Source organism: Aestuariimicrobium kwangyangense DSM 21549, from assembly GCF_000421525.1.
In the GTDB taxonomy this organism is placed as follows: Bacteria; Actinomycetota; Actinomycetes; order Propionibacteriales; family Propionibacteriaceae; genus Aestuariimicrobium; species Aestuariimicrobium kwangyangense.
Map to the genome: position 1 here is coordinate 232,215 of NZ_ATXE01000001.1, position 25,400 is coordinate 257,614.

Annotated in this window: 23 protein-coding genes and 1 tRNA gene; 15 read left to right on the forward strand and 9 right to left on the reverse strand. The window is 67.8% G+C overall.

The genetic code is table 11. The annotated features are described in order from the left end of the window. Positions 1–24 precede the first annotated feature (24 nt). From H507_RS13835 to rpmH, 7 genes are all read right to left on the reverse strand, one after another. Positions 25–882 (reverse strand): ParA family protein, encoded by an 858-nt coding sequence (locus tag H507_RS13835; protein WP_022908877.1) that lies wholly within the window; start codon positions 880–882, stop codon positions 25–27. A gap of 273 nt (positions 883–1,155) precedes the next feature. Then, complete coding sequence (gene rsmG / locus H507_RS0101105) at positions 1,156–1,812, reverse strand: 16S rRNA (guanine(527)-N(7))-methyltransferase RsmG (RefSeq protein ID WP_022908878.1); 657 nt, start codon at positions 1,810–1,812, stop codon at positions 1,156–1,158. 37 nt (positions 1,813–1,849) lie between these two features. Then, positions 1,850–2,362, reverse strand: coding sequence for a Jag family protein (locus H507_RS0101110; RefSeq protein ID WP_026377600.1), 513 nt, complete (start codon positions 2,360–2,362; stop codon positions 1,850–1,852). Between the two features lie 364 nt (positions 2,363–2,726). Further along, on the reverse strand, positions 2,727–3,821 hold the full coding sequence (yidC, locus tag H507_RS0101115; RefSeq protein WP_026377601.1) for a membrane protein insertase YidC: 1,095 nt from the start codon (positions 3,819–3,821) through the stop codon (positions 2,727–2,729). Between the two features lie 5 nt (positions 3,822–3,826). Then, positions 3,827–4,237 carry a membrane protein insertion efficiency factor YidD gene (gene yidD, locus H507_RS18400; protein WP_425393299.1) on the reverse strand — a complete coding sequence of 137 codons (411 nt, stop codon included), beginning with the start codon at positions 4,235–4,237 and terminating at the stop codon, positions 3,827–3,829. A 5-nt stretch (positions 4,238–4,242) separates the two neighbouring features. After that, on the reverse strand, positions 4,243–4,623 hold the full coding sequence (gene rnpA / locus H507_RS17550) for a ribonuclease P protein component (protein WP_022908882.1): 381 nt from the start codon (positions 4,621–4,623) through the stop codon (positions 4,243–4,245). An 8-nt stretch (positions 4,624–4,631) separates the two neighbouring features. Beyond that, positions 4,632–4,769, reverse strand: coding sequence for a 50S ribosomal protein L34 (gene rpmH, locus H507_RS0101125; protein ID WP_022908883.1), 138 nt, complete (start codon positions 4,767–4,769; stop codon positions 4,632–4,634). A gap of 498 nt (positions 4,770–5,267) precedes the next feature. On the opposite strand from rpmH, the gene dnaA reads away from it, so the two are divergent. Then, positions 5,268–6,728 carry a chromosomal replication initiator protein DnaA gene (gene dnaA / locus H507_RS0101130; protein WP_022908884.1) on the forward strand — a complete coding sequence of 487 codons (1,461 nt, stop codon included), beginning with the start codon at positions 5,268–5,270 and terminating at the stop codon, positions 6,726–6,728. A 421-nt stretch (positions 6,729–7,149) separates the two neighbouring features. Here dnaA and H507_RS13845 read toward each other — a convergent pair whose 3' ends face one another. Further along, positions 7,150–9,489 (reverse strand): RecQ family ATP-dependent DNA helicase, encoded by a 2,340-nt coding sequence (locus H507_RS13845; RefSeq protein WP_022908885.1) that lies wholly within the window; start codon positions 9,487–9,489, stop codon positions 7,150–7,152. A gap of 233 nt (positions 9,490–9,722) precedes the next feature. Here H507_RS13845 and dnaN point away from each other — a divergent pair, with 233 nt between their 5' ends. From dnaN to H507_RS0101170, 7 genes are all read left to right on the forward strand, one after another. Further along, positions 9,723–10,880 (forward strand): DNA polymerase III subunit beta, encoded by a 1,158-nt coding sequence (gene dnaN / locus H507_RS0101140; protein WP_022908886.1) that lies wholly within the window; start codon positions 9,723–9,725, stop codon positions 10,878–10,880. A 154-nt stretch (positions 10,881–11,034) separates the two neighbouring features. After that, positions 11,035–11,946, forward strand: a complete 912-nt coding sequence (gene gnd / locus H507_RS0101145; RefSeq protein WP_026377602.1) for a phosphogluconate dehydrogenase (NAD(+)-dependent, decarboxylating) — start codon at positions 11,035–11,037, stop codon at positions 11,944–11,946. Positions 11,947–12,036: 90 nt separating this feature from the next. Continuing rightward, complete coding sequence (recF, locus tag H507_RS0101150) at positions 12,037–13,194, forward strand: DNA replication/repair protein RecF (RefSeq protein WP_022908888.1); 1,158 nt, start codon at positions 12,037–12,039, stop codon at positions 13,192–13,194. Further along, positions 13,191–13,802 carry a DciA family protein gene (locus tag H507_RS0101155; protein WP_022908889.1) on the forward strand — a complete coding sequence of 204 codons (612 nt, stop codon included), beginning with the start codon at positions 13,191–13,193 and terminating at the stop codon, positions 13,800–13,802. The genes recF and H507_RS0101155 overlap by 4 nt, the downstream gene beginning before the upstream one ends. Positions 13,803–13,872: 70 nt before the next feature. Beyond that, positions 13,873–15,285, forward strand: a complete 1,413-nt coding sequence (locus H507_RS0101160) for a hypothetical protein (protein WP_022908890.1) — start codon at positions 13,873–13,875, stop codon at positions 15,283–15,285. Beyond that, positions 15,282–15,863: a hypothetical protein gene (locus tag H507_RS0101165; RefSeq protein WP_022908891.1), complete on the forward strand. Its 582-nt coding sequence runs from the start codon at positions 15,282–15,284 to the stop codon at positions 15,861–15,863. The genes H507_RS0101160 and H507_RS0101165 overlap by 4 nt, the downstream gene beginning before the upstream one ends. Further along, the gene (locus H507_RS0101170) at positions 15,860–16,447 is read left to right on the forward strand and encodes a hypothetical protein (RefSeq protein WP_022908892.1); all 588 of its coding nucleotides are present in this window, start codon (positions 15,860–15,862) and stop codon (positions 16,445–16,447) included. Before H507_RS0101165 ends, H507_RS0101170 begins: the two co-directional genes overlap by 4 nt. Positions 16,448–16,670: 223 nt before the next feature. Here H507_RS0101170 and H507_RS0101175 read toward each other — a convergent pair whose 3' ends face one another. Next, positions 16,671–17,390 carry a hypothetical protein gene (locus H507_RS0101175; RefSeq protein WP_022908893.1) on the reverse strand — a complete coding sequence of 240 codons (720 nt, stop codon included), beginning with the start codon at positions 17,388–17,390 and terminating at the stop codon, positions 16,671–16,673. A gap of 262 nt (positions 17,391–17,652) precedes the next feature. On the opposite strand from H507_RS0101175, the gene gyrB reads away from it, so the two are divergent. From gyrB to H507_RS0101210, 7 genes are all read left to right on the forward strand, one after another. Continuing rightward, complete coding sequence (gene gyrB, locus H507_RS0101180; protein ID WP_157438898.1) at positions 17,653–19,638, forward strand: DNA topoisomerase (ATP-hydrolyzing) subunit B; 1,986 nt, start codon at positions 17,653–17,655, stop codon at positions 19,636–19,638. A 179-nt stretch (positions 19,639–19,817) separates the two neighbouring features. Beyond that, on the forward strand, positions 19,818–20,129 hold the full coding sequence (locus tag H507_RS0101185) for a DUF2853 family protein (protein WP_022908895.1): 312 nt from the start codon (positions 19,818–19,820) through the stop codon (positions 20,127–20,129). Between the two features lie 379 nt (positions 20,130–20,508). Then, the gene (gene gyrA / locus H507_RS13850) at positions 20,509–23,256 is read left to right on the forward strand and encodes a DNA gyrase subunit A (RefSeq protein ID WP_022908896.1); all 2,748 of its coding nucleotides are present in this window, start codon (positions 20,509–20,511) and stop codon (positions 23,254–23,256) included. Beyond that, positions 23,253–24,014, forward strand: a complete 762-nt coding sequence (locus H507_RS18405; RefSeq protein WP_022908897.1) for a DUF3566 domain-containing protein — start codon at positions 23,253–23,255, stop codon at positions 24,012–24,014. Before gyrA ends, H507_RS18405 begins: the two co-directional genes overlap by 4 nt. 135 nt (positions 24,015–24,149) lie before the next feature. Further along, positions 24,150–24,223: transfer RNA gene (locus tag H507_RS0101200), tRNA-Ile, on the forward strand. A 104-nt stretch (positions 24,224–24,327) separates the two neighbouring features. Continuing rightward, entirely contained in the window at positions 24,328–24,528 is a 201-nt protein-coding gene (locus H507_RS0101205; protein ID WP_022908898.1) for a hypothetical protein, read from the forward strand. A gap of 1 nt (position 24,529) precedes the next feature. After that, positions 24,530–25,000, forward strand: a complete 471-nt coding sequence (locus H507_RS0101210; RefSeq protein WP_040437345.1) for a hypothetical protein — start codon at positions 24,530–24,532, stop codon at positions 24,998–25,000. Positions 25,001–25,400: the final 400 nt, after the last annotated feature.

Genomic DNA, 25,400 nt, shown 5'->3' on the forward strand with positions numbered 1-25,400 from the left:
GTCTCCTCGTGTGGTTGGTCGCCGTCAGGCGGAAAGACGTTCTGCCAGCTCGCGCGCAGCGCGCTTGTACGCTTCCGCGCCCGCGGAGCTCGGATCATAGGTGAGCACCGAACTGCCGAAGCTCGGCGCCTCCGCGACCCGAACCGAGCGCGGAATCGGAGTGTGAATGATCTGCTCCCCGAAGTGCTTCATGACTTCATCCGCGACCTGCTGCGAGAGTTTCGTACGGGAGTCGTACATCGTGAGCAGCACGGCCCCCAGGCGGAGATGGTCGTTCAGACCCAACTTGACCCGCTCGATGGTCCTCATCAACTGGGTCAGACCCTCGAGTGCGTAGTACTCCGTCTGGATGGGGACGATGATCTGGTCCGCTGCCACCAACGCGTTCAGCGTGAGCAGACCGAGCGACGGCGGGCAGTCGAAGAAGACCACATCGATCTCATGCGTCGCCAGGTAGGCATCGAGAGCGCGCTTCAGGCGGCGTTCCCGACCGTGCAGGTTGACCAGTTCCAGTTCGGCCGCGGCGAGGTCGATGGTGGCCGGGATGACCATGAGGTGGCCCTCCTCGGTCGAGGGGACCGCATGCGAGGCGATGTCGTCGCCGTCCAGCAGTACTTCGTATGTTCCCGGTGTCCCGGAGGAGTGCTCAACGCCCAGAGCCGTGGACGCGTTGCCCTGGGGGTCCACGTCGATCACCAGGACGCGCAATCCGCCGGCCGCGAAGGCCGATGCGAGGTTCACCGTCGTGGTGGTCTTCCCGACTCCGCCCTTCTGGTTGGCGACCACGAACCGCACGGTCTTGGTGGGGCGGGGGAGTGGTGCATGTTCAACCGGGAGGGCGCGGCGTGGGGTCGTGGTTTCACGTGAAACATCAGCGGACACGCGACAACTCCTGCGATAGGGAAGGGGGCCCACCCAGACTAGCGTGATCGTGCAGAGGTTCCGTGGACCGCAACCCCGACAGGCGAAGGGCAACGCGCCTCAGGAAGTCGGCTTGCGCAATCCGCCACGCTTGGTGGAGCGGACAGCCACGGAGTGGCTCGAGACCGAGGGTCTCGACACGCGCCCCGTTCCTCGCCACTACTCAACCCACGTGCAACAGCACGTCGCTGGAAGGGCGAGCGCGCGAGCGTGTCGAGACCACGCCGCGTGACGTCAGCGGTGGACGACCAGCGCCGTCGTTGATTCGGCTGCGGGATGGGCCCGCACATCCAGCACCTCTGCTGTCAGGTGCAGGCGCTCGAGCAGTCGGCTGGCCTCATCCACCTCGTCTGCGACCGAGGATCCCTTGAGCGCGACCAGGCGGCCCTGGGGGAGCCAGAGATGTTTCGTCCAGGCCAACAGCTTCGGTAGGGGAGCGACGGCCCTGCAGGTGACGACGTCGACGGTCACCTTCCAGTCCTCGGCCCGGCTGCGCACAACCGTGACCCTGTCGCGAAGGCCCAGTTCGTCCACGGCCAGTTCGAGGAAGTTCGCTCGTCTCAGGAGCGACTCCACGAGGACGACCTCAAGGTCGGGGCGCAAGATGGCCAAGGGGATGCCGGGCAGCCCAGCCCCGGACCCGACATCCGCCATGGACACACCTTGGGCGATCACCGAACTCAGCGCCGCAGAATTGAGCACATGCCGGTCCCAGAGGCGGTCGACCTCACGCGGACCCAGCAGCCCCCACTCGATTCCACGACTTCTCAATATGTCTACATAAAGCTTTATGTATTTGTATCGATCTCCGAACACGGACTGCGCCACTTGCTCAGCAGACAGCCCCGACGCTGACGCATCGGGGCTGCTGCCATCGAACTGCTCGCTCATCGCAGGCTGGTCCGGGAACGCTGCACGAGGGTCCGTCTCACGCTGGCTGGATGACGACGCAGCGCTTGGGCTCGACGCCCTCGGACTCGCTGGTCAGACCGGCGGCCGCCACGGCGTCGTGCACCACCTTGCGTTCGAACGGGTTCATCGGCTGGAGACGCACCTTCTCACCGCTCTGCTTCACCTCGGCGATGGCGTCCTGGGCAATGTCATTGAGCTGCTTGACTCGCTTCTCGCGGTGCCCCGCAATGTCGAGCATCAGGCGTGAACGGTGACCGGTCTCGGTCATGACCGCCAAGCGTGAGAGCTCCTGGAGAGCCGCCAGCACCTCTCCGTCCTTGCCGACCAGCACCTCGGCCTCGGTCACGATCGACACGTGGGCGCGACCGCCCTCGGTGTAGGTGTCGATGTCACCGTCCAGATCGGCGATGTCGAGCAGCTCCTCGAGGTAATCGGCGGCGATGTCGCCCTCCTGGTCGAGTTCATCGCCCGACTCCTCGTCGTCCTCGTCCTCGTCCCCGTCCCCGTCCTTGTCCCCAGGAGCGGCCACTGCGGCTTCCTGGCCGACAACGGCCTCGTCCGCTTGGTCATCCCCTTGGGCACGGTCAGCGGCGTCCGGGTCGGCGTCGGTGGTCTGGGCGACAGCGTCCTCGTCCGGGACTGGGGCAGAGTCAGGGGACGCGGGCGAGTCAGGGGACGCGGGCGAGTCAGGGGACGCGGGCGAGTCAGGGGACGCGGGCGAAGCCGGCGACTCCACCGGCTCGGCGGACCCCGCCTCGACGGGCTCGACCCGATCACTCTCGAACGGGCTCGGCTGCTCTGTCATGTGGTTCTCCTGTTCAGCACCTCGGCCGACTGTCCGTGGCCTCGGAAGGATCCTCGACACGGACGGCCCGTGTCGGTGGGGGAGTGGTTCAGTTCTTGCGCTTCGAGCGCGAAGCGCGGTTCGGCTGCTGGCGGGTGACGACGGTTCGTCCCTGACCGTCGGTGCGGGTCGTCTGACGCACAGTCTGACGCGTCACACCCTGGCGTGCCACCGCTGCCGTCTCGGTTCCGTCCTCGCCGACCTTGATGGCCATGTCGGCCACCTTGGGCTTGCCGAGACGCTTCTCACGGCGCTCACGCTCGATCTGGTCGGGGTCGAGCCCCTTGGCGCGCATGCGCTCCTGCCAGTCGACGTAGGCGGGCGTGTTCGGGGAGGGGTTGCGGTGGATCAGCAGCCACTGCTGCACGTAGGTCCACAGGTTGCTCGTCAACCAGTAGATGAGCACGCCGATCGGGATGTAGACACCACCGAAGGCGTACATCACCGGGAACATGTAGAGCATCATTCGCTGCTGTTGCGCCATCGGACCGGTGAGGGCCTCGGGCGGCATGTTCTTGCGCATGAGCTGCAGCTGGGTGAGGAAGAGCACGGCGGTCATCGCCACGATCAGCACCAGGCAGAGGATCTGGGTGGCGCCGAACCCGTTGCTGATCGGCCAGAACCGGCCAGCCAACTGGGCGCCAAAGATGTTGGCGTGCTGCAGCGAGTCCATCAGACCGGGGTTGTCGCGGAAGAACTGACCGCGAGGGACGCCGCGGGAGGCGCCGTCGAGCACGCGGAACAGTGCGAGGAAGATGGGCATCTGCAACAGCAGCGGCAGGCAGGAGGCGGCGGGGTTGATGCCCTCCTCCTTGTACAGCTTCATCATCTCCTGGCCGGCACGCTCGCGGTCGTTGCCGTACTTCTCCTGGAGCGCCTTCACCTTGGGCTGGATCAGCTGCATGTTGCGGGAGGAGTTGATCTGGCGCACGAACAGGGGGATCAGCGCCAGTCTGATCACCACGGTCAGGCTGATGATGGCGAGCGTCCAGGCCCAGCCCTCGTGCTGGCCGACGACCGGGAGCCACAGGCGATGGAACAGGGTCACCAGACCCGACACGGCCCAGTAGAGGGGCTGCATCATGGCGCTGATGATGTCGCGCAGGCTGCTCCAGATCGAGAGCAGAATCACCATGTTGATCAACGACGTCACAGAGTCACCTCAGGTTGTGCAGTGGTGGTGGGGCGTGGTGCCCCTGATGGTTCGGTGGTGGGCTCGGCGTCCGAGTGCCCTGGGATCGTGGCTTCAGCGGGTTCGCGCGATGCTTCGGCGGGGTGCGGCGTCGGGCCGTGGTCGGCCTTCTGCTGCTGTTCAAGATTCCATTGTGCCGCCTCAGGAGTGCCCGGCACGGGGTCGTATCCCCCCGCCGACCACGGATTGCACCGCAGCAGGCGCCAGATGATGAGGCCTGACCCCTTCAGGACACCGTGCACCTCGACGGCCCTCAACCCGTAGGCCGAGCACGACGGGTGGTACTTGCAGACATTGCCGTAGAGCGGCGAGATGAGCAGCCGCCACAGCTTGATGAAGCCGAGCAGCAACCAGGTGATCGGCCGCACGCGCCTCACGGTGCCGTCCCCCGCGCGGGCGTTGAGGTGGAGAGTCGTCTCACGGTGGCCTGCCAGGCGCCGGCGAGGTCTGAGGCGAGAGTGTCGGACGAAGCGGATGCGGCTGCCGGGAGCGCCCGCACCACGACGTGCAGATCGCTCGACGACTCGACGAGAGGACGACTCAGGTGCCTCAGTCGGCGCTTGACGCGATTGCGGACCACGGCCCCGCCCACGGACTTGGACACAACAAAGCCCACCTGGGTCGAAGGAACTCCAGGAGGGCTGTGATGCGTGCGTGCATGCACGACAAGCGTGGGACGCGCGACCCGAACACCTTGGCGCACCGTGCGGCGGAAGTCGTCCGACGCCCGCAGGCGCGCGGCAACCGCCAACACCGGACGACTCAGGCGGACAGTTCGGCGCGGCCCTTGCGGCGGCGAGCGGCCAGGATGGCGCGGCCGGCACGAGTCCGCATCCGGGTGCGGAAGCCGTGGGTGCGGCTGCGGCGACGGTTGCTGGGCTGGAAGGTGCGCTTGCTCACGGGATTGCTCCGTAGGTGTGTCGTGGAACCTCGCCCGGACGGGCGCAGGGGGAAGAGGCCGCTGCTCGGCAGCGACTGGTCAACGATACGCAATCGGCTGGGCGCGGAGCAAACCGACCGGACCACCTCGAACCACCAGCAAAGAATTACACGCATGTAGTCCAGTCGACACGCCGTGGAAACGGGAAATGTTCGCGTCTCGCCTTGCAGCCGGGCAGTCCAGTCACTAGCGTTCACGGAACCAGCCCGTGTCTGCCATGGGCTCAACCCCCAGGTGCGACCGAGTGTGTACTCGCCAGCGCCTTCAAGGGTCACAACCACGGGTGTGACAGATCACCCCGCAGTTGTGGACAATGTCTGTGGACAACGTGTGGTGACCCCTCTGATCCGATGGGGTGACCGCGGGTCCCCAGTTGTTGTCCGCAGGCCGCGCACCCCCCGGGCGGTCGGTACGCAACGTGACAGCGGTCCGAACCGCGGAAGGAGTCACCCGTGTCAATGGAGGCGCGTTTCGGTCTGGACGACACGCCTCCGCAGGCACCGACTCTCGACAGTGCCTGGGCCGCCATCCTGGCCGGCTTCGACAAGGGTGGGCGGGCGTGGCTTCGCAGCGCGAAACCCCTGACCATTCACGATTCAACTGTCGTCATCGCCGTCCCCAGCGAGTTCCTGCGCGAGCGGCTCGAGTCGAACTACCGCTCCCAACTGGAGGAGAACCTCTCCGACCAGTTCCGGCGCGAGATGCGCATCGCCGTCACCATCGAACCCGACCTTGAGCTGAGCCTGGAGCCCGCCGAGGTCGACACCGGTGACGGTGACGTCGAGGTGACTCCCGGGATCGATGCGGAGCCTCGTCCACAGGCAACCGAGGCTGGGGACAGCCTTGTGGACAAGCAGGTGTTCGGGCCCTCGTCCTCGGGGGAGGAACTGCGGCTGAATCCCAAGTACACCTTCGAGACCTTCGTGATCGGGCCCTCGAACCGATTCGCCCACGCCGCCGCCGCCGCCGTGGCCGAGGCGCCGGGCAAGTCGTACAACCCGCTGATGATCTACGGCGAGTCAGGGCTGGGCAAGACGCACCTGCTGCATGCGATCGGGCACTACGTCAGCAAGTACTACCAACGCGTGCGGGTGAAGTACGTCAGCACCGAGGAGTTGACCAACGACTTCATCAACGCGATTGCCGAGAACCGCGGCTCACAGTTCCGCCGCACCTACCGCGACGTCGACGTGTTGCTGATCGACGACATCCAGTTCCTGCAATCGAAGATCCAGACGCAGGAGGAGTTCTTCCACACGTTCAACACCCTGCACAACGCGCAGAAGCAGATCGTGATGACCTCCGACCGTCCGCCGAAGCTGCTGGACGCCCTGGAGCCACGCCTGCGCAGCCGGTTCGAGTGGGGCCTGATCACCGACATCCAGCCCCCGGACCTGGAGACCCGCTACGCCATCCTCAAGAAGAAGGCGGCGGCAGAGGGTTTGATGGCACCCGGCGAGGTGCTCGAACTGATCGCATCCCGGGTCACTACCAACATCCGTGAACTCGAGGGTGCCCTGATCCGCGTCACCGCGTTCGCGAGCCTGAACCGGCAGAAGGTCGACCTGCCCTTGGCCGAGAAGGTCCTGTCTGACCTGATCCCCGAGGGAGGGGAGGGCCAGGTGACCCCGGATCTGATCATGTCGGAGTCCGCCGCGTACTTCGGTGTCAGCGTCGAGGAACTGATGGGCACCTCTCGCACCCAGGCGCTCGTGACCGCCCGCCAGATCGCCATGTACCTGTGCCGCGAGCTGACCGACCTGTCGTTGCCCAAGATCGGGGCTCAGTTCGGTGGCAAGGACCACACCACCGTGATGCATGCGGAGCGCAAGATCCGCGAACTCCTCTCGGAGCGTCGCGCCGTGTACAACCAGGTGACGGAGCTCACCAACCGCATCAAGTCCGCCGGGGCTCGCTGACTCCTGCCCTCGTCCCGCCCTTCCTGCCCTCGTCCCGCCCTTCCTGCCCTCGTCCCGCGCAGTTGCCCTGGGACTGGGGTGGGGCAGGTGCGCCCCATGCGGGCAACTGGTGCCGGACTGGGGCAACCGTGCTGCGTCGGGACGAGCTTGCCGAGAGATTCCAGTTGTCCACACCCTCGCGCACCCCAACTGTGGATGGCGGGGGACACGCGTCCCCATGCGGCCGCCCTCCACAGGTCAGGGCTCGTCGTCCCGTGCTCGTCCACAGGCCACCAACAGGACGAAACCCCGTCCGGTCACGCCGAACGGGGGTTGTCCACAGGTTCCACAGCAGAGAAGACGAAGACGACAACACATACATCTCCATCTGGAGTAAAGGTCAGTGGGCGGGTGGATGTGGGAAACCGCAGCGATGCACCGATCAGCCGACCGCAGCCAAGGCCAGGGGGAGCACCGCATCTGCTCCGGCCCGCCGCAGCAGTCGTCCGGCGATGGTGAGCGTCCAGCGCGAGTCGACCAGGTCGTCCACCAACAACACCGGACCATCGAGCGTCGCCAACTCCCGGGCCATCGCCTCAGGAACCGAGAACCGATCCCAGAGGTCCCGCACCCGGTAGGCGGAGTTGGTCGAGCCGCGCAACGCCTCGGCGTGCGGGGACAGCTCCAGCGGCCCGAGCAGTCGGAGCCGTCCGGCCTGGGCCACACCCTCCGCCAGCGACTGCACCAGACGCGGACGAGTCACGCTGGGGACCCAGACCACGGCGACGGGACGTTCGTCCCACTCCCATCCCGCCAGCACCCGGATGACCCCCTTGGCGAGTTCGGGCGGAACCTGGGCGTCCAGGGGTCGTCCGTCGGCGTCGGTCGCGAAGACCTCACGCAATCGAGCGCCCCAGCCGAGGTCGGACAGCCGGGCCACCACTCGTCCCGGTGCAACCTGGTCATCGGGGGAGAGCTTGCCCTTGACCGGCTTGCCCCCCTCCCTCACGCCCAGGCTGTCCAAGCCCGTCGGCCACAGGGCTCGGGGCGCCAGTTCGACCCCGACCCGGTCCAAGGAGTCCTGCGCCCGCTCGAGGGTCGGAACGGTGATTTCCGTGGGGTACCAGGGACCGGCGCACAGATCGCATCGTCCACACGGTTGGGTGTGGGGGTCATCCAGTTGGCCGGTGATGAACGCCATCCGACAACCAGGTTCCACGTCGGGACGAAGATCCTCGTAGGCCAGCATCGCGTCCTGCTCGGCGACCCTCGCTGCCGCGATCCGGTCGTAGCGTTCGGCGTCATAGGTCCACGGGTGACCCGTCGTCGTCCACCCACCCGTGACGTTCTCGACGGCCCCGTCGACAGCCAGCACCTTGAGCAACAGTTCGAGGGGACCGCGTTTGAGGTCGACCCTTGCCTCGAGGGCAGCGACCGACAGCGGACGACCGGCGTCGGCGAGGGCCCCGACCACCGCGTCGGCCTTGGCCTGGGTGGGCATGGCGTTGGTGGCGAACCAGTGCCAGATCTCGCGATCCTCCACACCGGGTAGGAGCAGCACGTCGGCGCTCTCGGTGGCGCGGCCGGCTCGTCCGACCTGCTGGTAGTAGGCGACCGGCGAACTCGGGGCTCCGAGGTGGACGACGAAACCGAGGTCAGGCTTGTCGAAACCCATCCCGAGTGCCGACGTGGCCACGAGCGCCTTCACCTCGTTGGCCTTGAGCGCCGCTTCGGCGGCCTCCCGTTCGGCCCCGTCGGTGCGGCCGGTGTAGGCGAGTACCCGGTGACCGCGTTCAGCCAGGAACTGCGCGGTCTCCTCTGCGGCAGCGACAGTGAGGCAGTACACGATCCCGCTACCGGGCAGTGCCTCGAGGTGCTCGGCCAGCCACGCCAGGCGTCGAGCCGGCAGACCCACATCGAGCACCCCGAGCCGCAGTGACTGGCGAGCCAGGGCGCCGCGCAGGGTGAAGACCTCGTGCCCACCCGCCGCCATCTGCTCGGCCACGTCGGCCACGACCCGTTCGTTGGCGGTCGCGGTCGTGGCCAGGATGGGAACCTCGGAGGGGAGCGCCGCGATCAGGTCTCGGATGCGCCGGTAGTCGGGACGGAAATCGTGTCCCCAGTCGCTGATGCAGTGGGCCTCGTCGATGACGAGCAGTCCGCAGCCGGCCACCAGACGGGGGAGTTGCTCGTCCCGGAAACGTGGGTTGACCAGCCGCTCGGGGGAGACGAAGAGCACGTCGACCTCGTCGGCGTCGAGCGCCCGCTCGACCTGGGACCACTCGGTGGTGTTGGCCGAGTTGATCATCGCCGCCCGCACACCTGCGCGCTCGGCCGCTGCCACCTGGTCGCGCATGAGGGCCAACAGGGGCGACACGATCAGCGCCGGGCCGGCACCTGCCCGCCTCTGCAGCAGGGCCGAGATGAAGTACACCGCCGACTTCCCCCAGCCGGTGCGCTGCACCACCAGGGCCCTGCGGTGGTCGGCAACCAATGCCTCGATCGCCTCGAACTGCCCGGGGTGGAAGTGGGCATCCGCGCGGCCGGTGAGTGCAGCGAGCGCCGCTCGGGCCTCGTCGGCGAGACCCTGCCTCCCGCGCTGGGCGACCCGCGGTGATGGTGTCGCCCTGTTCGTCGAACGGGAGCGTCCCGGTGCGGGTACGGCCAGTTGCCAGTCCTCCGGCGGCGTGGTGTCGCCGAATTCGTCCGGTGGGGCGTCGAAGGGTTCGTCCGGTGGCGTCGGGAAGTCCAGGGGCTGGTCGTTCCCGTTCGTCGGAGTCATGGCCCCACTCTGACAGCCGACCCTGACATTTCCGGGCGAGCCTTCGGTCCGACCTGCCCGAGCACGTGCCGGAGCCTCCGTCTGCCACCAGAGCTCGACCCTCAGGTACCACTGGAGCGGCGAGTCGTGCCCGACCCACCCGGCTCGATATGCTCGGACGGCGCCTCTGGGCGCTCTCCTCCGTGGCACGGCTCTCCACAGCAGCAGGCCACTTCCACCGCTAAGGGGTTGCAGTGAAGATTCGACTGGATCGCGATGTCATGGCCGAGGCCGTCGCGTGGGCTGCGCGCAGCCTGCCGTCTCGTCCGTCCGCCCCGATTCTCGCCGGCCTGCTGATCAAGGCCGAGTCGTCCGGTGTGACCATGTCGAGCTTCGACACCGAGACCTCGGCGCAGATCCAGGTGAAGGCCAACGTCGTCGAGGAGGGTGAGGCGCTCGTCTCGGGCAAGTTGCTCGCCGACATCGCCCGCTCGCTGCCCAACAAGCCGGTCGAGCTGACCGCCGAGGGTTCCCGGATGGAACTCGTGTGCGGGTCTGCTCGGTTCACCCTGCAGACGCTGCCCGTGGCCGACTACCCCAATCTTCCCGAGATGCCCGCCGCCACCGGGAACGTCGAGTCGGACGTCTTCAGTCAGGCCGTCGGCCAGGTGGTCGTCGCTGCCGGCCGCGACGAACTGCTGCCCGTCTTCACGGGGGTGCGCGTCGAGATCGAGGGCGAGACCCTGTCGCTGCTCGCCACCGACCGCTACCGGATGGCGCTCAAGGAGCTGCCGTGGAGCCCGGTGGGGTCGACCGCCGACGGCGCCGCGCTGGTTCCTGCGAAGGTGCTGGCCGAGACCTCCAAGTCGATGACCTCCGGCGAGTCGGTGACCCTGTCCCTTGCGAACTCCGGAGTCGGCGACGGCATGATCGGGTTCGAGGGCGACGGAGCAGGCGGCACCCGCCAGATCACCACCCGCCTGCTGAACGGCGAGTTCCCCAAGGTGCGCCACCTGATGAACGTCAACGCTGCGGTGAGCGTGCGTGCGACCACCGCCGACGTGATCGCCTCGGTCAAGCGCGTCGCCCTGGTGGCGGAGCGGAACACCCCGCTGCGGATGATCATCGGCGACGGTCAGATCGCGCTGGATGCGGCCACTGGTGACCAGGCCCAAGCCACTGAGGCCATCGAGGCCGTCGTCGAGAACCATGCCGGCGGCGAGATGATGGCCGCGGTCGGGTTCAACCCGCAGTACCTGGCCGATGCCCTGGGCGCGCTCGACACCCCCTACGTGTACTTCGCCTTCACCGCCCCGGCGAAGCCCTGCCTCATCCAGGGCCTGGAGCAGTTGGACGGTGACCCCTTGGGCGACTACCGCCACGTCATCATGTTGATGCGCCTGCCCAACTGATCCTCGGCGTCCCCCGGTCAGGAACGATGCCCAGCGGGGCACCGACGCAACTCCGGTCGCCGTCCGGACCGTGTGGAACACTGAACAGGGCAGTGCAGCCCAGGGGCGCCAGCGCTCCTGAGTGCTCGACTCGTGACGACTGGAGGTCGTGGACATGCAACTCGGACTGATTGGCCTGGGCAAGATGGGCGGCAACATGCGCGACCGCCTGCGCGAGAAGGGTCACACGGTGGTCGGGTACGACCGCAACCAGGACCTGTCCGACTCCAAGGACCTCGCCGACCTGGTCGGTCAACTGACCGAGTCGCCCAAGGTGATCTGGGTGATGGTGCCCGAGCAGGTGGTGAAGTCGGTCGTCACCGAGCTGAAGCCGCTGCTGGGTGAGGGTGACATCGTCATCGACGGCGGCAACTCCAAGTGGCTCAACGACAAGGTGCACGGCGCCGACCTGGCCGAGTCCGGCATCCATTACCTCGACGTCGGTGTCTCCGGAGGTGTGTGGGGCAAGCAGAACGGCTACGCCCTGATGGTCGGCGGCGAGAAGGCCGATGTCGACCACGTGATGCCCATCTTCGAGGCCCTCAAGCCCGACGGGGAGTACGGCTTCGTCCATGCCGGAACGCTGGGTGCCGGCCACTTCACGAAGATGGTGCACAACGGCATCGAGTACGCCATCATGCAGGCCTACGCCGAGGGCTGGGAGGTGCTCCGCAAGGCCGAGGAGGTCACCGACGTCAACGCTGCCTTCGAGTCGTGGAAGGAGGGCACCGTCATCCGTTCGTGGCTGCTCGACCTGATGGTCAACGCGCTCAAGGCCGACCCCAACCTCGACGACATCGCCGGTGTCGCCCACGACTCGGGCGAGGGACGCTGGACCGTGCAGGCCGCCATCGACCTGGGGGTTCCCACGCCCGCCATCTCGGCCGCCCTCTACGCCCGTTTCGTCTCCCAGCAGGACGACTCGCCAGCCATGAAGGCTGTGGCCGCCATGCGCAACCAGTTCGGTGGCCACGCCGTCGAGCAGGGACGACCCACCCAGACCAAGCCGACCCCGCCGACCCAGTGAACGACCCGGTGGACGATCCGGCACTTGGGCCGTCCCCCGCACCCGTCGTGGAGATCACGCGGTCGGCACAGTAGAGACCCGGGAGGGGAGATGTACGTCGAGCACCTCTCCCTCGCCGACTTCCGCAGCTACACCTCCGCCGAGGTCCCGCTCGCTCCCGGTGTGACCGTCTTCGTCGGCGCGAACGGCCAGGGCAAGACCAATCTGGTCGAGGCCGTGGAGTACCTGAGCAGGCTGGGGTCGCACCGGGTTTCGTCCGACGCCCCGCTGGTCAGGCTGGATGCCGAACAGGCCATCGTCCGGGGGCGCGTGAAGGCCGGTCCTGCCGACGGACGCAGCCTGCTGCTCGAGGTCGAGATCAACCCCGGACGAGCCAACCGCGCCCGCATCAACAAGGCCCCCCTGGCCCGCACCCGGGAGTTGTTGGGGGTGCTGCGGACCGTCGTCTTCTCACCCGAGGACCTGGCGATCGTCAAGGGGGACCCCAGTGATCGTCGGGCCTTCATCGATGCGGTGGTGACCACTCGTTGGCCGCGGATGGCGGGTGTACGGGCCGACTACGACCGGGTCGTGAAACAGCGCAACAGCCTGCTGAAGGCGATGTCGGGCAGGTCGTTGCACCAGGCGGACGCCGAGGCGGTGGCGACCCTTGAGATCTGGGACGACCAGGTCGCCACCATCGGTGCTGAGTTGCTGCTGGCCAGGCTCGACACCCTGGCCGAACTGATGCCCATCGCGACCGAGGCCTACGCCGACATCGCGCCCCAGAACAACGTGGTCACGGCCGACTACAAGACCGCGCTCGACCTCAGCCGCCCCGAGGGGGTCGACGTGCTCACCCGGGACAACCTGGCCGACCGCCTGCGGCAGGCGATGGCCGAACGGCGCCGTGACGAGATCGCCCGCGGGGTCTCGTTGGTCGGACCGCACCGCGACGACGTCGTGTTCAACATCGGACGGCTGCCCGCCAAGGGGTACGCCAGCCACGGTGAGTCCTGGTCGCTGGCGCTGGCCCTTCGCCTGGGGACGTTCGGACTGCTGCAGGCCGATGGCATCGAACCCGTGCTGGTGCTCGATGACGTCTTCGCCGAACTGGATGCCACCCGCCGTGAGCGGTTGGCCGAGTCGGTGTTGCGCGCCGAACAGGTGCTGGTCACAGCTGCGGTCGGCGCCGACGTCCCGGAGGCCCTGGCCGGACGACGGTTCCGCGTCCGACACGGACTGGTAGAACCCGAGGACGAGTCATGACCGACCTGCCCGATCCCGGCCTCGAACCGGACCTCGATCCCGACGTGGTGGCCGAACGCCGGGCCGAACAGGCAGCCGAGGACGAACAGGCGTGGCGTGAGCACGACGAGCTCGGAACCGACCTGGCCAGCCAGATCGCCCATCGGGTCGCCGCCGGGGGAGCGGTGAACCTGCCTCCCAGCCGCGGCATCCGCAAACGCCGCCGACGCGCCGACCCCGTCAACCTGCGCTCCGGCTCCCACCCGGACGACCGCGACCCCCAGGAGGTGGGAGCCCTGCTGGGCCACCTGGTGAAGCAGCGTGGGTGGGGCAAACAACTGAGCGTCCGCACGCTGCTGACCAGCTGGCCGGCCCTGGTGGGCGAGGTCAACGCGGCCCACTCCGCCCCCGAGGGCTATGACGCGGGGGTGCTCACGGTGCGGGCGGAGTCGTCCACCTGGGCCACGTCCCTGCGTTCGATCGCCCCCCAACTGGTGGCCGAACTGAACCGACGACTCGGCGACGGGACCGTCGTCCGCATCACCGTCGTCGGCCCGACCGCGCCCAGCTGGAAGCACGGGCCCCGAGCCGTGCGCGACGGACGAGGGCCTCGCGACACCTACGGCTGAGCCGCCGGGGGAGTGCGGGGGACTGGATCGTGGGCGAAGGGGTGGCACGCGCGCTGGCTACGATGCCCGCATGAAGGACGTCGCCGCGTGGGGGAACCATGTCAGCGCGATGGTCTTCGGTGCCCTGCGGGTCTGGTGGACCCTGCTGCCCCAACTGTTGGCCGTCAACGCCCTGGGCTATCTCGGCCTCGAGGCGGCGCTGGTGGTGGCACCGTCCATCTCGAGCCAGCACGCCTGGTTGGCGGTGGTCGTGCTCGCGTTCGGTCTGGTGCTGCAGTTGTCGGCGGTGATCGTCTCGTTGCGGCTGATCGGTCGGGCCCTGAACGTCAGCGCCCTGCTGCCGGACGACGCGGTCACCGACGACAGGGACACGTCTGCGGCGCACCTGCTGGCCATCACCCTGCTGCCCTTCCTCGGCATCTACTCGGTCTTCGGACGAGTGCAGGACGTCGTCAACTCGCTGATCGCCAATGAGGTGGTGATCCGAGGACTGGGCGAGCGCTCCGTGATGTCGACCCTCAGCCCGCGCACGGCCCACCAGTTGATGGTGGTCTCGATCGTGGTCGTGGTCGCCTACGTGGTACGCCGCGGAGTCGACCTGCTGCACGAGAAGACGGACTTCCGCCCCCTGGGGCTGCTCGCGGCGATGATCGAGGCCTTCTTCATGCTGGTCTTCCTGCTGTCGGGCACGAGCCTGCTGCTGCGGCTGTGGTCGTGGTTGGGCGACCGGGTCTTCGCCGCGTGGTGGCGCACGGTGGCCGAGGGGTGGCGCACCTCCGCAGCCGAGGTCTCGCACCTGCTGCCCAGGGTTGTCTCGTGGCTGTGGCACCAACTGGTCGACCTGCTGTGGCCGCTGTTCAAGTCGGGGCTGGCCGAGCCGCTGCTGTGGCTGGCCGTGGCAGCCCTGGTCTACGGCAGTCACGTGCTCAGCCTCGCTGAGGTGTGGCGCCAAGGCGAGCCCCTGAGTGCCCATCTCGACCGGGAACACCGCATCGACCTGCGCCGACGCGCCAAGCGGGAACACGTGCAGGGATCCAACCTGGCCCGCCGCACGTGGCTCGAGGTGCAGGAGGCGTTCTTCGGCGACGTCGACGACAAGTACCTGCCCACCTTCCAGTCACTGCGGCTGGTGCTCGGCACCGGCCTGCCCTTCCTGGGGGCCTACGTGCTCTGCTATGCCCTGTTCAACTCCGTGGAGGAATCGCTGCTCCGGCTGGTGCTGGGCTGGATCGGCACCCGCGACAGCGTGTTCTGGGTGGCCTGGCTGAGCCTGATCAACCTGTTCACCAGTGTGGTGGGCGACTCGCTCAAGTACGCGCTGCTGGGCGTTGCCTTCGTCCGCACGCTGCAGGCCTTCCGGACCCGCGCCGATCCCAGCGCCCTCTCGGGTGACCCCGAGGTGGGGGTCCCGGTCGAGCAGGAGCAGCGGCCGGTTGCTGCGGGCTCGGTGGGTGCGCCGGCTGCCGTCGGGGGCCGATCATGAGGACCGGACGACGTGTCTCCCTGCTGGGGCTGGTCGTGGTGTTGGCGGCACTCCTGGCCGCTGGCTGGATCACCCAGTGGACGAAGCAGGACCCGCCGGTGGAGCAGCTCACGGCTCGTCCCGACCAGGAGGTGGTGATCAACGCCGACGGTCAGTCGGTGCGTTTCATGGAACTCACCGTCGGCCAGCTCTACAGCGACGGACGACGGGCCCAGGCCACCGGGGCCCGCTACCTGCTCGTGACCGTGCGGCTGACCACGCCCAGGCAGCGCTCGATGATCTCGTTCGACTGTGAGGCCCAGCAGGGCGGCGACAAGTACCGGCCGATCGGGCTCGGCCGCACCAACTTCCCCGAACCGGGGCAGCGCACCTCGTCGGCGATTGCCTTCGAGTTCGACCCCGATCGTGCCGCCGAGCTGCGCATCGTCTGCAAGGAGAGCACCACGATCATCTTCCGCGACAGCACCGTCACCTTCGACCCCGGCCTGGGACGGGAGTCCGGACGAGCGCTGCTGCGGGCCTCGTCCGGGCGAGTCGTCGAAGAGGTCGACGCCACCACGGAGCCGATCCGCCCATGAGCCATTTCCCGCCCCCGGACCAGTTCCCGCCCCCCGAGCAGGTCTCGTCGTGGGCGCCGCCGGCCCCACTCCCCGCGGTGCGCCGGTTCCGGGACTGGTGCTTCGCCGTTGCCGTGCTGACCGTGGCTGCCGTGCTGTGCACCGGCTGGGCGGTCTGGGTCGAGACCCGCACGGGCACCTATCCGGTCGGCGTGCAGCAGGGCGGCACCTTCACCGACCAGACCACAGGCATGGAGTTGTCGGTGCTGTCCTGGCGGGTCAGCCGATGGCTGCCGGACGGCGACAAGGTGCAGGTGGCACCGCAGGGCATGGTCTACCTGACGGTCGTGGCCCGGTGGCGTTCGGTGGGGGGCGAGGGTGGCTGTTCACTCGATGTGGTCGGTCGAGGGCAGGAGACCTGGGACGAGACCGAGTACGTCGACGACCTTCCCTACTCGTGCACCAGCGAGGAACGGGCGCTCGGTTCGGGTGTCGTCTACCAGAACTTCGTGCTGCCCGAGGCGAAGCTGGGTGAGGTGCGCGGAGTGCGGGCGCCGCAGTCGATGCGCGGGAACCAGGGTCCGCTGCTTCGTCCCCCCGCCTGAGATTCCTCCGGCTGAGATTCCCCCGCCTGGCAGTCCACCGAACTGAGAGTCCCCGGCCTGTAAGTCCCCTACAGCGGCGCTTGCTGCAGTCGTCCGATCCGAAGCCGTGCGCTGGCGCAGGATCTGGCTCGCCACGGGCCACAATCGGCGTGGAGGAACGGTTCTGGATCGCGAGGGTCCCGCGACGACAGCCGTCGACCACGCGCGAGGTGGCCCGGACGGGTCAGGGGTCGGTCGTCTTCGGGTCGCGGACGACAGCGGGCACGCGCATGACGGTGGTGCGGGTGCCGAGCTTCCATCCGGACCCTCCCTGCTGGCTGAGGTCCTCGGCGCGGTAGCGCAGGTCGGCGACCAGCAGCACCACCTCCGACTCCACCGGTGTGCCGGGGTCGTCGAACTCGAAGCTCAGGAAGCACGGGACCGGCGGTGCTCCCGGGGTCAGCGAGGAGTACTGCGTGGACGAACCCAACTGCCTGGCCTCGCCGAAGTAGACCAGCGTCTGGGTACTGACCTGTCGGGTGTTGGGGCGTGCGGCGAGGATCGCGTCGTCCAGTTCGTGGCCGGCGGTCTCGGGAGCGTTGACGACGGGGGAGTGGTGGCACGACCCCGAGATGGCCAGCTTCCACACCTTGCCGTACCTGTCGTTGCTCCACTCGGCGAAGCGTGGCGTGATGGCGACGGTGCCGGTGGTGATGGTGCTGCCGAAGGCCACGCGGGTCTGGGTGTCGCGTGCCTCGTCGAACCCGTGCAGCGACCACACGAGCGCCACGACGATCGTCAGGGCCAGCACCGGGGCGACCACCTTCACCCACCTGGGTGCCAGGCTCCACGATCGTGGAGGTCGCCAGTCGGGGTCGAGGTCGTCCGGATCGGCCCAGATGCTGCCGTCGACCACGGGGGACGAGGCGCCCGCTGCCGCCCGCGACCACTCGTCCTCGTCCATGCGCGGCAGTCTAGGTCGCGACCGTGCCATCGACCCCCTGCACGGGCCTCTGGCTTCGATGTTCGGGCGTGTGAGTGGGGTAGAATGGACGAGTTGTGCGATGCGCCGTCAGGCACTCCCTGAGCGGCGCTCGCTGTGCCAAGCAGAGGAGCACGTGCGCGTGAGCCAGAACCATCAGTTCGATGCCAACATCGATGAGGCCGCACTCAAGGCCCAGCTCGACACTGACGAGCAGCCCATCGAACTCGACGACACCGAACGGATGGAGGGGCTCATCGAGCACGGTGACACCTCGGTCGCCGCGGGCTCCTACGACGCCTCGTCCATCCAGGTGCTGGAGGGTCTCGAGGCGGTGCGCAAGCGTCCGGGCATGTACATCGGATCCACCGGTGAGCGCGGTCTGCACCACCTGGTCAGCGAGATCGTCGACAACGCCGTCGATGAGTTCATGGCCGGCTACGGGGACCGGATTCGGGTCGAACTGCTCGACGGCGGAGGTATCCGGGTCGTCGACAACGGGCGCGGTATCCCGGTCGACGTGCACCCCATCGAGGGCATCCCCACCGTCACCCTCGTCCTCACCAAGCTCCATGCCGGTGGCAAGTTCGGTTCCGGCGGCTACAAGGTCTCCGGCGGTCTGCACGGCGTCGGTTCGTCCGTCGTGAACGCGCTCTCGTCGACGCTGACCGTCGAGGTCGAGCGTGACGGGTCCCGCTACGCCCAGACCTTCCACCTGGGTGTGCCCGAGGCGCCGCTGGAGAAGGTGGGCACCTCGGACGCGACCGGCACCACGGTCACGTTCTACGCGAGCGATGAGATCTTCGAGACCACCCAGTACTCCTACGAGACGCTGGCCACCAGGTTCCGCGAGATGGCCTTCCTGAACAAGGGGCTGGCCATCGAGATCATCGACCTGCGCGAGGGCCACGTCGACGACCAGGGCGCCCCGATCCGCGAGGAGTTCCTCTACCTCAACGGGCTGATCGACTACGTCACCTACCTGACCGGCAAGAAGGACGTCGTGCACCCGTCGGTGATCGCCGTCGAGGCGCACAAGCCCGAGGCGGGCATGGGCGTCGAAGTGGCACTGCAGTGGAACACCTCGTTCCAGAACTCGGTGCACACCTTCGCCAACGCCATCAACACTCACGAGGGCGGTACCCACGAAGAGGGCTTCCGCGCCGCGCTGACCAACACGGTCAACAAGTGGGGCGAGGCCTGGGGAATGATCAAGAAGCGCGAGGACCGCGTCTCGGGTGACGACGTGCGCGAGGGCCTGACCGCCATCGTGTCGATCAAGCTGTCCGAGCCCCAGTTCGAGGGCCAGACCAAGACCAAGCTGGGCAACACCGAGGCCCGGTCCTTCGTCCAGCGTGTCGTGAACGACCGTCTGGGCGACTGGTTCGAGCGCAACCCGGCCGAGGGACGAGAGATCGTCCGCAAGTCGCAGGCCGCGGCGCTGGCCCGCATCGCCGCCCGCAAGGCCCGCGACATGGCCCGCAACCGCAAGGGGCTGCTCGGTGGTGGGGGACTGCCCGGCAAGTTGGCCGACTGCTCCTCGACCAATCCGGCCGAGTGTGAGGTCTTCATCGTCGAGGGTGACTCCGCCGGCGGTTCCGCCAAGGGTGGACGCGACCCGCGCACCCAGGCGATCCTGCCGATCCGCGGGAAGATCCTGAACGTCGAGAAGGCTCGACTCGACCGCATCCTGCAGAACAAGGAGGTCGAGGCGATCATCAACGCCCTCGGCACCGGTGTGCAGGAGGACTTCGACCTGGCCAAGCTCCGCTACCACAAGATCGTGCTGATGGCCGATGCGGACGTCGACGGGTCGCACATCCGCACCCTGCTGCTGACGCTGCTGTTCCGGTTCATGAGCCCGCTGATCGATGCCGGCCACGTCTACCTGGCCCAGCCGCCGCTGTTCCGGTTGCGCTGGACGAACTCGCCCCACGAGTTGGCCTACACCGACCACGAACGTGACGTGCTGCGCGAGGCGGGCATCGCCGCCGGCAAGAAGTTGCCGACCGTGAACCCGATCCAGCGCTACAAGGGTCTGGGTGAGATGGACGCCTCCGACCTGTGGGAGACCACCATGGATCCCGACGGTCGCATCCTGCTTCAGGTGACCCTCGAGGACGCTGCCCGCGCCTCGGAGATGTTCGCGATCCTGATGGGTGAGGACGTCGAGTCGCGGCGCGCGTTCATCCAGCGAAACGCTCGCGACGTGCGCTTCCTCGACATCTGAGGCCTGTTCAGCAGCCGCCAACGCGGCCGGCTGTGCTTTGCGAGCTGACAACCCCGGACGCCATCGTCCGGGGTTGTCCGTCTCGTTGTCGAATGTTGCCCGAACCGGTCACATGGACGACGAATTCGGCCGAAGATGGGGGTGCGTCCAACGAGGGGCGCACACCTGAAAGGTCTTCGATGGACTACCTGGCAGACATCAAGAAGTACTCCGCGCAGGCGAACGAGGCAGTGGTGGCGAAGATGGCGCGCACCTACGCCCTGGCGCTGCAGAAGCAGGACTCCCGCACGGTGTCGTTCTCCGACCCGGCCGAGCTCGAGCGGGTGCGCACCAACTACGTCAAGAAGAAGTTGGGAGTCGCCGACTCGGACGAGTCCATCGATGCCGCCATCAAGAAGGTCGGGGCGGGCATCCATGGCCAGAAGAACCGGCTGACGGTGTACTACCTGCTGGCCGAGCACTACGGGAAGCTGTCGGTCTTCGGGGGCTGAGGCTCGTCCGGGGCTGCCCGCGTTCGTCCCAGTTGCCCTCATCAGGCGCACCTGCCCTACCCCTGAACGGGGGCAACGGCGCCGAACGAGGGCAGCTGGTCGCTTGCGGGGGGCAACCGGACGACGGTGGCCGCCAGCACCGCGCCGGACGTGGGCAGCTGGCCCGGTATGGGAGCAACGCCATGAGTGGCCAGCCGGCACAGGCGGCACCCACGGCCAGCGCTGACCATCGTCCGACCACACCCCCTACTACGCGCGGGCGCGCGCGGAACAAGGTGTCGTCACGGGGGGTGCGGTAGGCTGGACGAGATCAGCGCGCCCGGGCCTTTCGCCATTGGTGGGCGCGCATTCGTCCAACACGTGAGGACCTCCCACCCACATGACTGACACTCCCGACGAGCCCACCCCCGGCACCGACGACATCCGCGACGAGGCGTCAGGCACCGCACCGGGGCAGGCAGCCGAGACGCAGTCCTTGGTCGATGACATCGAGGCCCCCAACCACGGCCGCATCGAGCCGATCGACCTGCGCGACGAGATCCAGAAGAGCTACCTCGACTACGCGATGAGCGTGATCGTGGGACGAGCGCTGCCCGACGTCCGCGACGGTCTCAAGCCCGTGCACCGCCGCGTGCTCTACGCGATGTACGACGGCGGCTACCGTCCCGACCGCGGGTGGAACAAGTGCTCCCGCGTCGTCGGTGAGGTGATGGGTCTCTACCACCCCCACGGTGACTCGGCGATCTACGACACCTTGGTGCGCCTGGCGCAGCCGTGGGTGATGCGCGCGCCGCTGGTCTCGGGGCAGGGCAACTTCGGTTCGCCCGGCAACGACAAGGCCGCCGCCATGCGGTACACCGAGTGCAAGATGGCTCCGCTCGCCATGGAGATGGTGCGCGACATCGACCAGCAGACGGTCGACTTCAAGCCCAACTACGACAACCGCGAGCAGGAACCCACCGTGCTCCCGGCACGGTTCCCCAACCTGCTGGTCAACGGGTCGACGGGCATCGCGGTCGGCATGGCCACGAACATCCCCACCCACAACCTGCGTGAGGTGTCCGAGGCCGTGCTCTGGTCGCTGGCCCACCCCGAGGCCAGCGAGGAGGAACTGCTCGAGGCCGCCATGGCCCGCATCCAGGGCCCCGACTTCCCCCAGGGCGCCCTGATCGTCGGCCGCAAGGGCATCGAGGACGCCTACCGCACCGGCCGGGGCCTGGTCACCATGCGCGCGGTGATCAAGGTCGAGGAGGACAAGAACGGACGACAGCTCCTGGTCGTCACCGAGCTGCCCTACATGTGCAACCCCGACAACCTGGCGCTGAAGATCGCCGAGCTGGTCAACGCCGGCAAGCTGTCGGGCATCGCCAACCTGGTGGACGAGACCTCCGCTCGCACCGGCCAGCGGCTCGTGATCGTGCTCAAGCGGGACGCCCAGCCCCGCGTGGTGATGAACAACCTGTTCAAGCACACCCAGCTGCAGGACACCTTCGGCTGCAACATGCTGGCCCTGGTCGACGACGTGCCCCGCACGCTGCGGCTCGACCAGTTCATCAGCCACTGGGTGACCCACCAGCTCGAGGTCATCCGCCGCCGCACCGCCTTCCAGCTGCAGGAGGCCGAGGCTCGCGCCCACATCCAGCGCGGTCTGGTGAAGGCGCTCGACAAGCTGGACGACGTCATCGCCCTGATCCGGGCGTCCCGCACCACCGAGGCCGCCCGTGAGGGCCTGAAGGACCTGCTCGACATCGACGATGACCAGGCCAACGCCATCCTCGAGATGCAGCTGCGCCGCCTGGCCGCCCTGGAGCGGGAGCGCATCGTCTCCCGCCTGGCCGAGCTCGAGGCCCAGATCGCCGACCTGGCCGACATCCTCGCCCGCGAGGAGCGCCAGCGCGAGATCATCTCGACCGAGCTGACCGAGATCGTCGACAAGTACGGCGACGAGCGCCGCACCCAGATCGTCGCGGCCGACGGCGACTTCTCCGACGAGGACTTCATCCCCGACGAGGACGTGGTCATCACCCTCACCCGCGGCGGCTACATCAAGCGCACCAACACCGACCAGTACCGCGTGCAGCGTCGCGGTGGCAAGGGAGTCCGCGGAGCGAAGCTGCGCGCCGAGGACGAGGTCGACGCCGTCTTCACCACCACCAACCACCACTGGATCCTGTTCTTCACCACCATGGGTCGGGTCTACCGGATCAAGGCGTGGCAGGTGCCCGAGGGTGGCCGTGACGCCAAGGGCGGACACGTCGCAGGACTGCTGAGCTTCCTGCCCGACGAGCGGATCGCCCAGGGCATCCAGATCCGCACCTACGACGACGCCCAGTACCTGCTGCTGGCCACCCGGAAGGGTCTGGTCAAGAAGACCGAACTGGCCGCGTACGACACCCCGCGCCAGGCCGGCGTCATCGCCATCAACTTCCGCGACGAGGACGACGAACTGATCGGTGCCGACATCGTCGGCCCTGAGGACGACGTGCTGCTCATCTCGAAGAAGGGCCAGGCGATCCGTTTCTCGGCGGCGGACGACCAGGTTCGTCCGATGGGGCGTGCGACCTCCGGCGTGACCGGCATGAAGTTCCGCTCCGACGACGAGTTGTTGTCGATGGCGGTGATCCGCTCCGACGCCGACGAGGACTCGCTGTTCGTCTTCACGGTCACCGACGGTGGCTTCGCCAAGCGGACCGCTGTCTCGGAGTATCGCCGCCAAGGTCGCGGCGGCCTGGGCATCAAGGCCATGCGCCTCAACGAGGACCGCGGGTCGCTGGTCGGTGGCCTGGTGCTGGGTGAGACCGACGAGGTGATCGCCATCAAGCAGTCCGGGCAGATCACCCGGTCGTCGGTCAGCGAGGTCGCGGCGAAGGGCCGCGACACCATGGGCGTGAAGTTCGTCGGTGTGCGGGGCGAGGATTCCGTCATCGCGATCGCGCTCAACCCGGAGGCACGCGCCAACCAGGCGTTGGGTGTCACCGAGGTCGACGATTCGGACGAGGGTCTGACCGAGGATGGCGGAGAGTCGGAGTCCACGGAGGCTGTGGACGACGATGCTGCCGGTAGCGTGGGCACGACGGAGACCGCTGACCCGGAGCCCGAGGGCGCCGACCAGGAGGATGAGCAGTGAGCGACAACACCCGCCCCGGCGGCCAGCCGCCCTCCTTCGGTCAACCCCCGGCCCAGCCCGCCCGACGGGGCGGCGCCAGCGTCCCGGGGACGAACGCGGACGGCCGGCCCGGCTTCTCGGCCCCCGTCCAGGGGAGCACCGTGACCCCGGGTGGCCGAGCATCGGCGGACCCGGGTGAGCCCAGCTTCGGCGAACGGGCTGCTGACCGGGCCAAGGATGTGTTCGGCTCGGCCCGTGGTGCCATGTCGAGCGCCGCCACCTCGGTGTCATCGGCCGCCTCGACCGCGGTGTCGTCAGTCGCCTCGACCGTCAGTGGTGACACCGACCGGGCCAAGGACGCGGTGCCAGGTGCACCGGCGGTCGCGGCCCGTGCTGGGTCGTCGCGGCGGACCCGCAAGGCGCGCCTTCGGTTGTCGCGGATCGATCCGTGGTCGGTGATGAAGACCGCGTTCCTGTTCGGGATCGCCGGCGGCATCATCTTCTTCATCAGCATCTGGGTGCTGTGGGGCGTCATCGTGGCCTCAGGGGTGTTCGAGAGCGTCAACCGAGCGGTGAACGACCTGCTCAACACTCCTGGTGCTGCCGACCGCTTCCACCTCGAGGACTACCTGAACGGCAACCGGGTGCTCGGCTTCGCGGCCATGATCGGTGCGGCCGACGTGGTGATCTTCACGGCTCTGGCCACGCTGTTCTCGTTCCTGTACAACCTTGCCGCCACCGTGATGGGTGGCCTCGAGGTCACCCTCGCCGAGGACTGACGGGCTGCTCCCGACGTCGGTTGAGTTGGGCGAGGGACGAGCCCAGGGCGAAACCCCTCCGACGTGCTCCTGGATTTGGGCCGACGCCGACGGATCCGCTAGAGTTTCCACTTGCGTGACCGCCTTGGCGGTGACGGGCCTATAGCTCAGTCGGTTAGAGCGCTGCCCTGATAAGGCAGAGGTCACTGGTTCAAGTCCAGTTAGGCCCACCCTTTGCAACCCGCCCCTGACAAGGGGCGTTGTTGTTTCTGGGGGCGACGGGGTCTCCTAGGGGTCTTAGGTCTCGGTTCTCTCGCTGGAGACCGGAGTCACCATGCCCACTACCCTTCACCTCACCCTCGAGCGGCTGTTGGCCGTCGAGGTTCTTCCTACCCTTGACGGGGTCGACGTCGACCACGACCGGCTCGTGACCGCGCTCGCAGAGGTGGAGCCAGACGAGGTCGCGAACCTTGATCTCGCCTGCCAGGCACTGGCACATGTCGGACTCTCGGTCGAGGGGGTCGAGCTGGTGTGACGTGGCTGGGCCGTGCGACGTGACGGACGGTGGCACCGTCCTTCACGCCCGGATCGTCGCGCGCGCCGAGCGGTTCGACGTTGAGTTGCACGCCTGCGACAAACCGACCGGTGAGCGCACCGATGTCGGCGTCTACGCGTGGCCCGACATCGACACGCCCATGACGGCGACCGAGGCACGGGCCTTGGCGGCTGCACCCATCGAGGCTGCCGACCTGCTCGAGGGGTCCGGGCATGAGCACCAGCGCAGCGGCCAGCACGGCCCGGACGGTCGCCCCAGCTTCACCCAGGAGCGCGACGGCGAAAGGGCGGCGGGTCAAGCACCTGTACTGGGTCGAGGACAGGCGGGTGGCCCTCGAGATGGGGGTGACGGAGGTTCCCTGTTGCGTCATGGGCGGGGAGCTCTCGCCCGCCGTATCGGGTCGCAGGCACGGTGTTCGGCGCTCTTTCCCCCAGATTTCTTTCCACCCTGAACCGAGGGTGCCCGATGGCCACGGCCCCTCGCCAAGATTTCAGGTCTGCGGACTGCGAGTCACCTCCACAAGGCAGGTCAGGCAGGGTGCTCCTTGGGCTCCCCCCTCTCCCTCAAAGGGGGTGGGCCTATCCCCAACCGACCCCCTCCTGACCAGCGTTGGTGAGGTGAAAAAAGCCCGGGGAGGGTTCAAAGATTTGAGGATCGCCAGAGGGCGCAGAACCCAACAGACCCCGCCCGGGGTTGTGCCCGGTCGGGGTCTCTGATGGCGTTCACCAAACGCTGGTTCCAGTCTAGCCGGGTCGGTTACTTCGCGGCTGGTGCCTTGGTGCGGGACTGTTCCTGCTGGGCCTCGATCGCAGCCCAAGTGGGAGCCCAGGACTCGCGCGCTGCTTCGGCTC

Excerpts from the sequence above, each read along its gene's own strand:
- H507_RS0101165 (WP_022908891.1), top strand. The coding sequence starts at position 15,282 with ATGAGGACCGGACGACGTGTCTCCCTGCTGGGGCTGGTCGTGGTGTTG.
- recF (WP_022908888.1), top strand. The coding sequence starts at position 12,037 with ATGTACGTCGAGCACCTCTCCCTCGCCGACTTCCGCAGCTACACCTCC.
- gyrA (WP_022908896.1), top strand. The coding sequence starts at position 20,509 with ATGACTGACACTCCCGACGAGCCCACCCCCGGCACCGACGACATCCGC.
- H507_RS0101155 (WP_022908889.1), top strand. The coding sequence starts at position 13,191 with ATGACCGACCTGCCCGATCCCGGCCTCGAACCGGACCTCGATCCCGAC.
- H507_RS0101185 (WP_022908895.1), top strand. The coding sequence starts at position 19,818 with ATGGACTACCTGGCAGACATCAAGAAGTACTCCGCGCAGGCGAACGAG.
- rsmG (WP_022908878.1), bottom strand. The coding sequence starts at position 1,812 with ATGAGCGAGCAGTTCGATGGCAGCAGCCCCGATGCGTCAGCGTCGGGG.
- H507_RS0101205 (WP_022908898.1), top strand. The coding sequence starts at position 24,328 with ATGCCCACTACCCTTCACCTCACCCTCGAGCGGCTGTTGGCCGTCGAG.
- H507_RS0101175 (WP_022908893.1), bottom strand. The coding sequence starts at position 17,390 with ATGGACGAGGACGAGTGGTCGCGGGCGGCAGCGGGCGCCTCGTCCCCC.
- H507_RS13845 (WP_022908885.1), bottom strand. The coding sequence starts at position 9,489 with ATGACTCCGACGAACGGGAACGACCAGCCCCTGGACTTCCCGACGCCA.
- gnd (WP_026377602.1), top strand. The coding sequence starts at position 11,035 with ATGCAACTCGGACTGATTGGCCTGGGCAAGATGGGCGGCAACATGCGC.
- H507_RS0101160 (WP_022908890.1), top strand. The coding sequence starts at position 13,873 with ATGAAGGACGTCGCCGCGTGGGGGAACCATGTCAGCGCGATGGTCTTC.
- gyrB (WP_157438898.1), top strand. The coding sequence starts at position 17,653 with ATGGAGGGGCTCATCGAGCACGGTGACACCTCGGTCGCCGCGGGCTCC.
- H507_RS0101170 (WP_022908892.1), top strand. The coding sequence starts at position 15,860 with ATGAGCCATTTCCCGCCCCCGGACCAGTTCCCGCCCCCCGAGCAGGTC.
- dnaA (WP_022908884.1), top strand. The coding sequence starts at position 5,268 with ATGGAGGCGCGTTTCGGTCTGGACGACACGCCTCCGCAGGCACCGACT.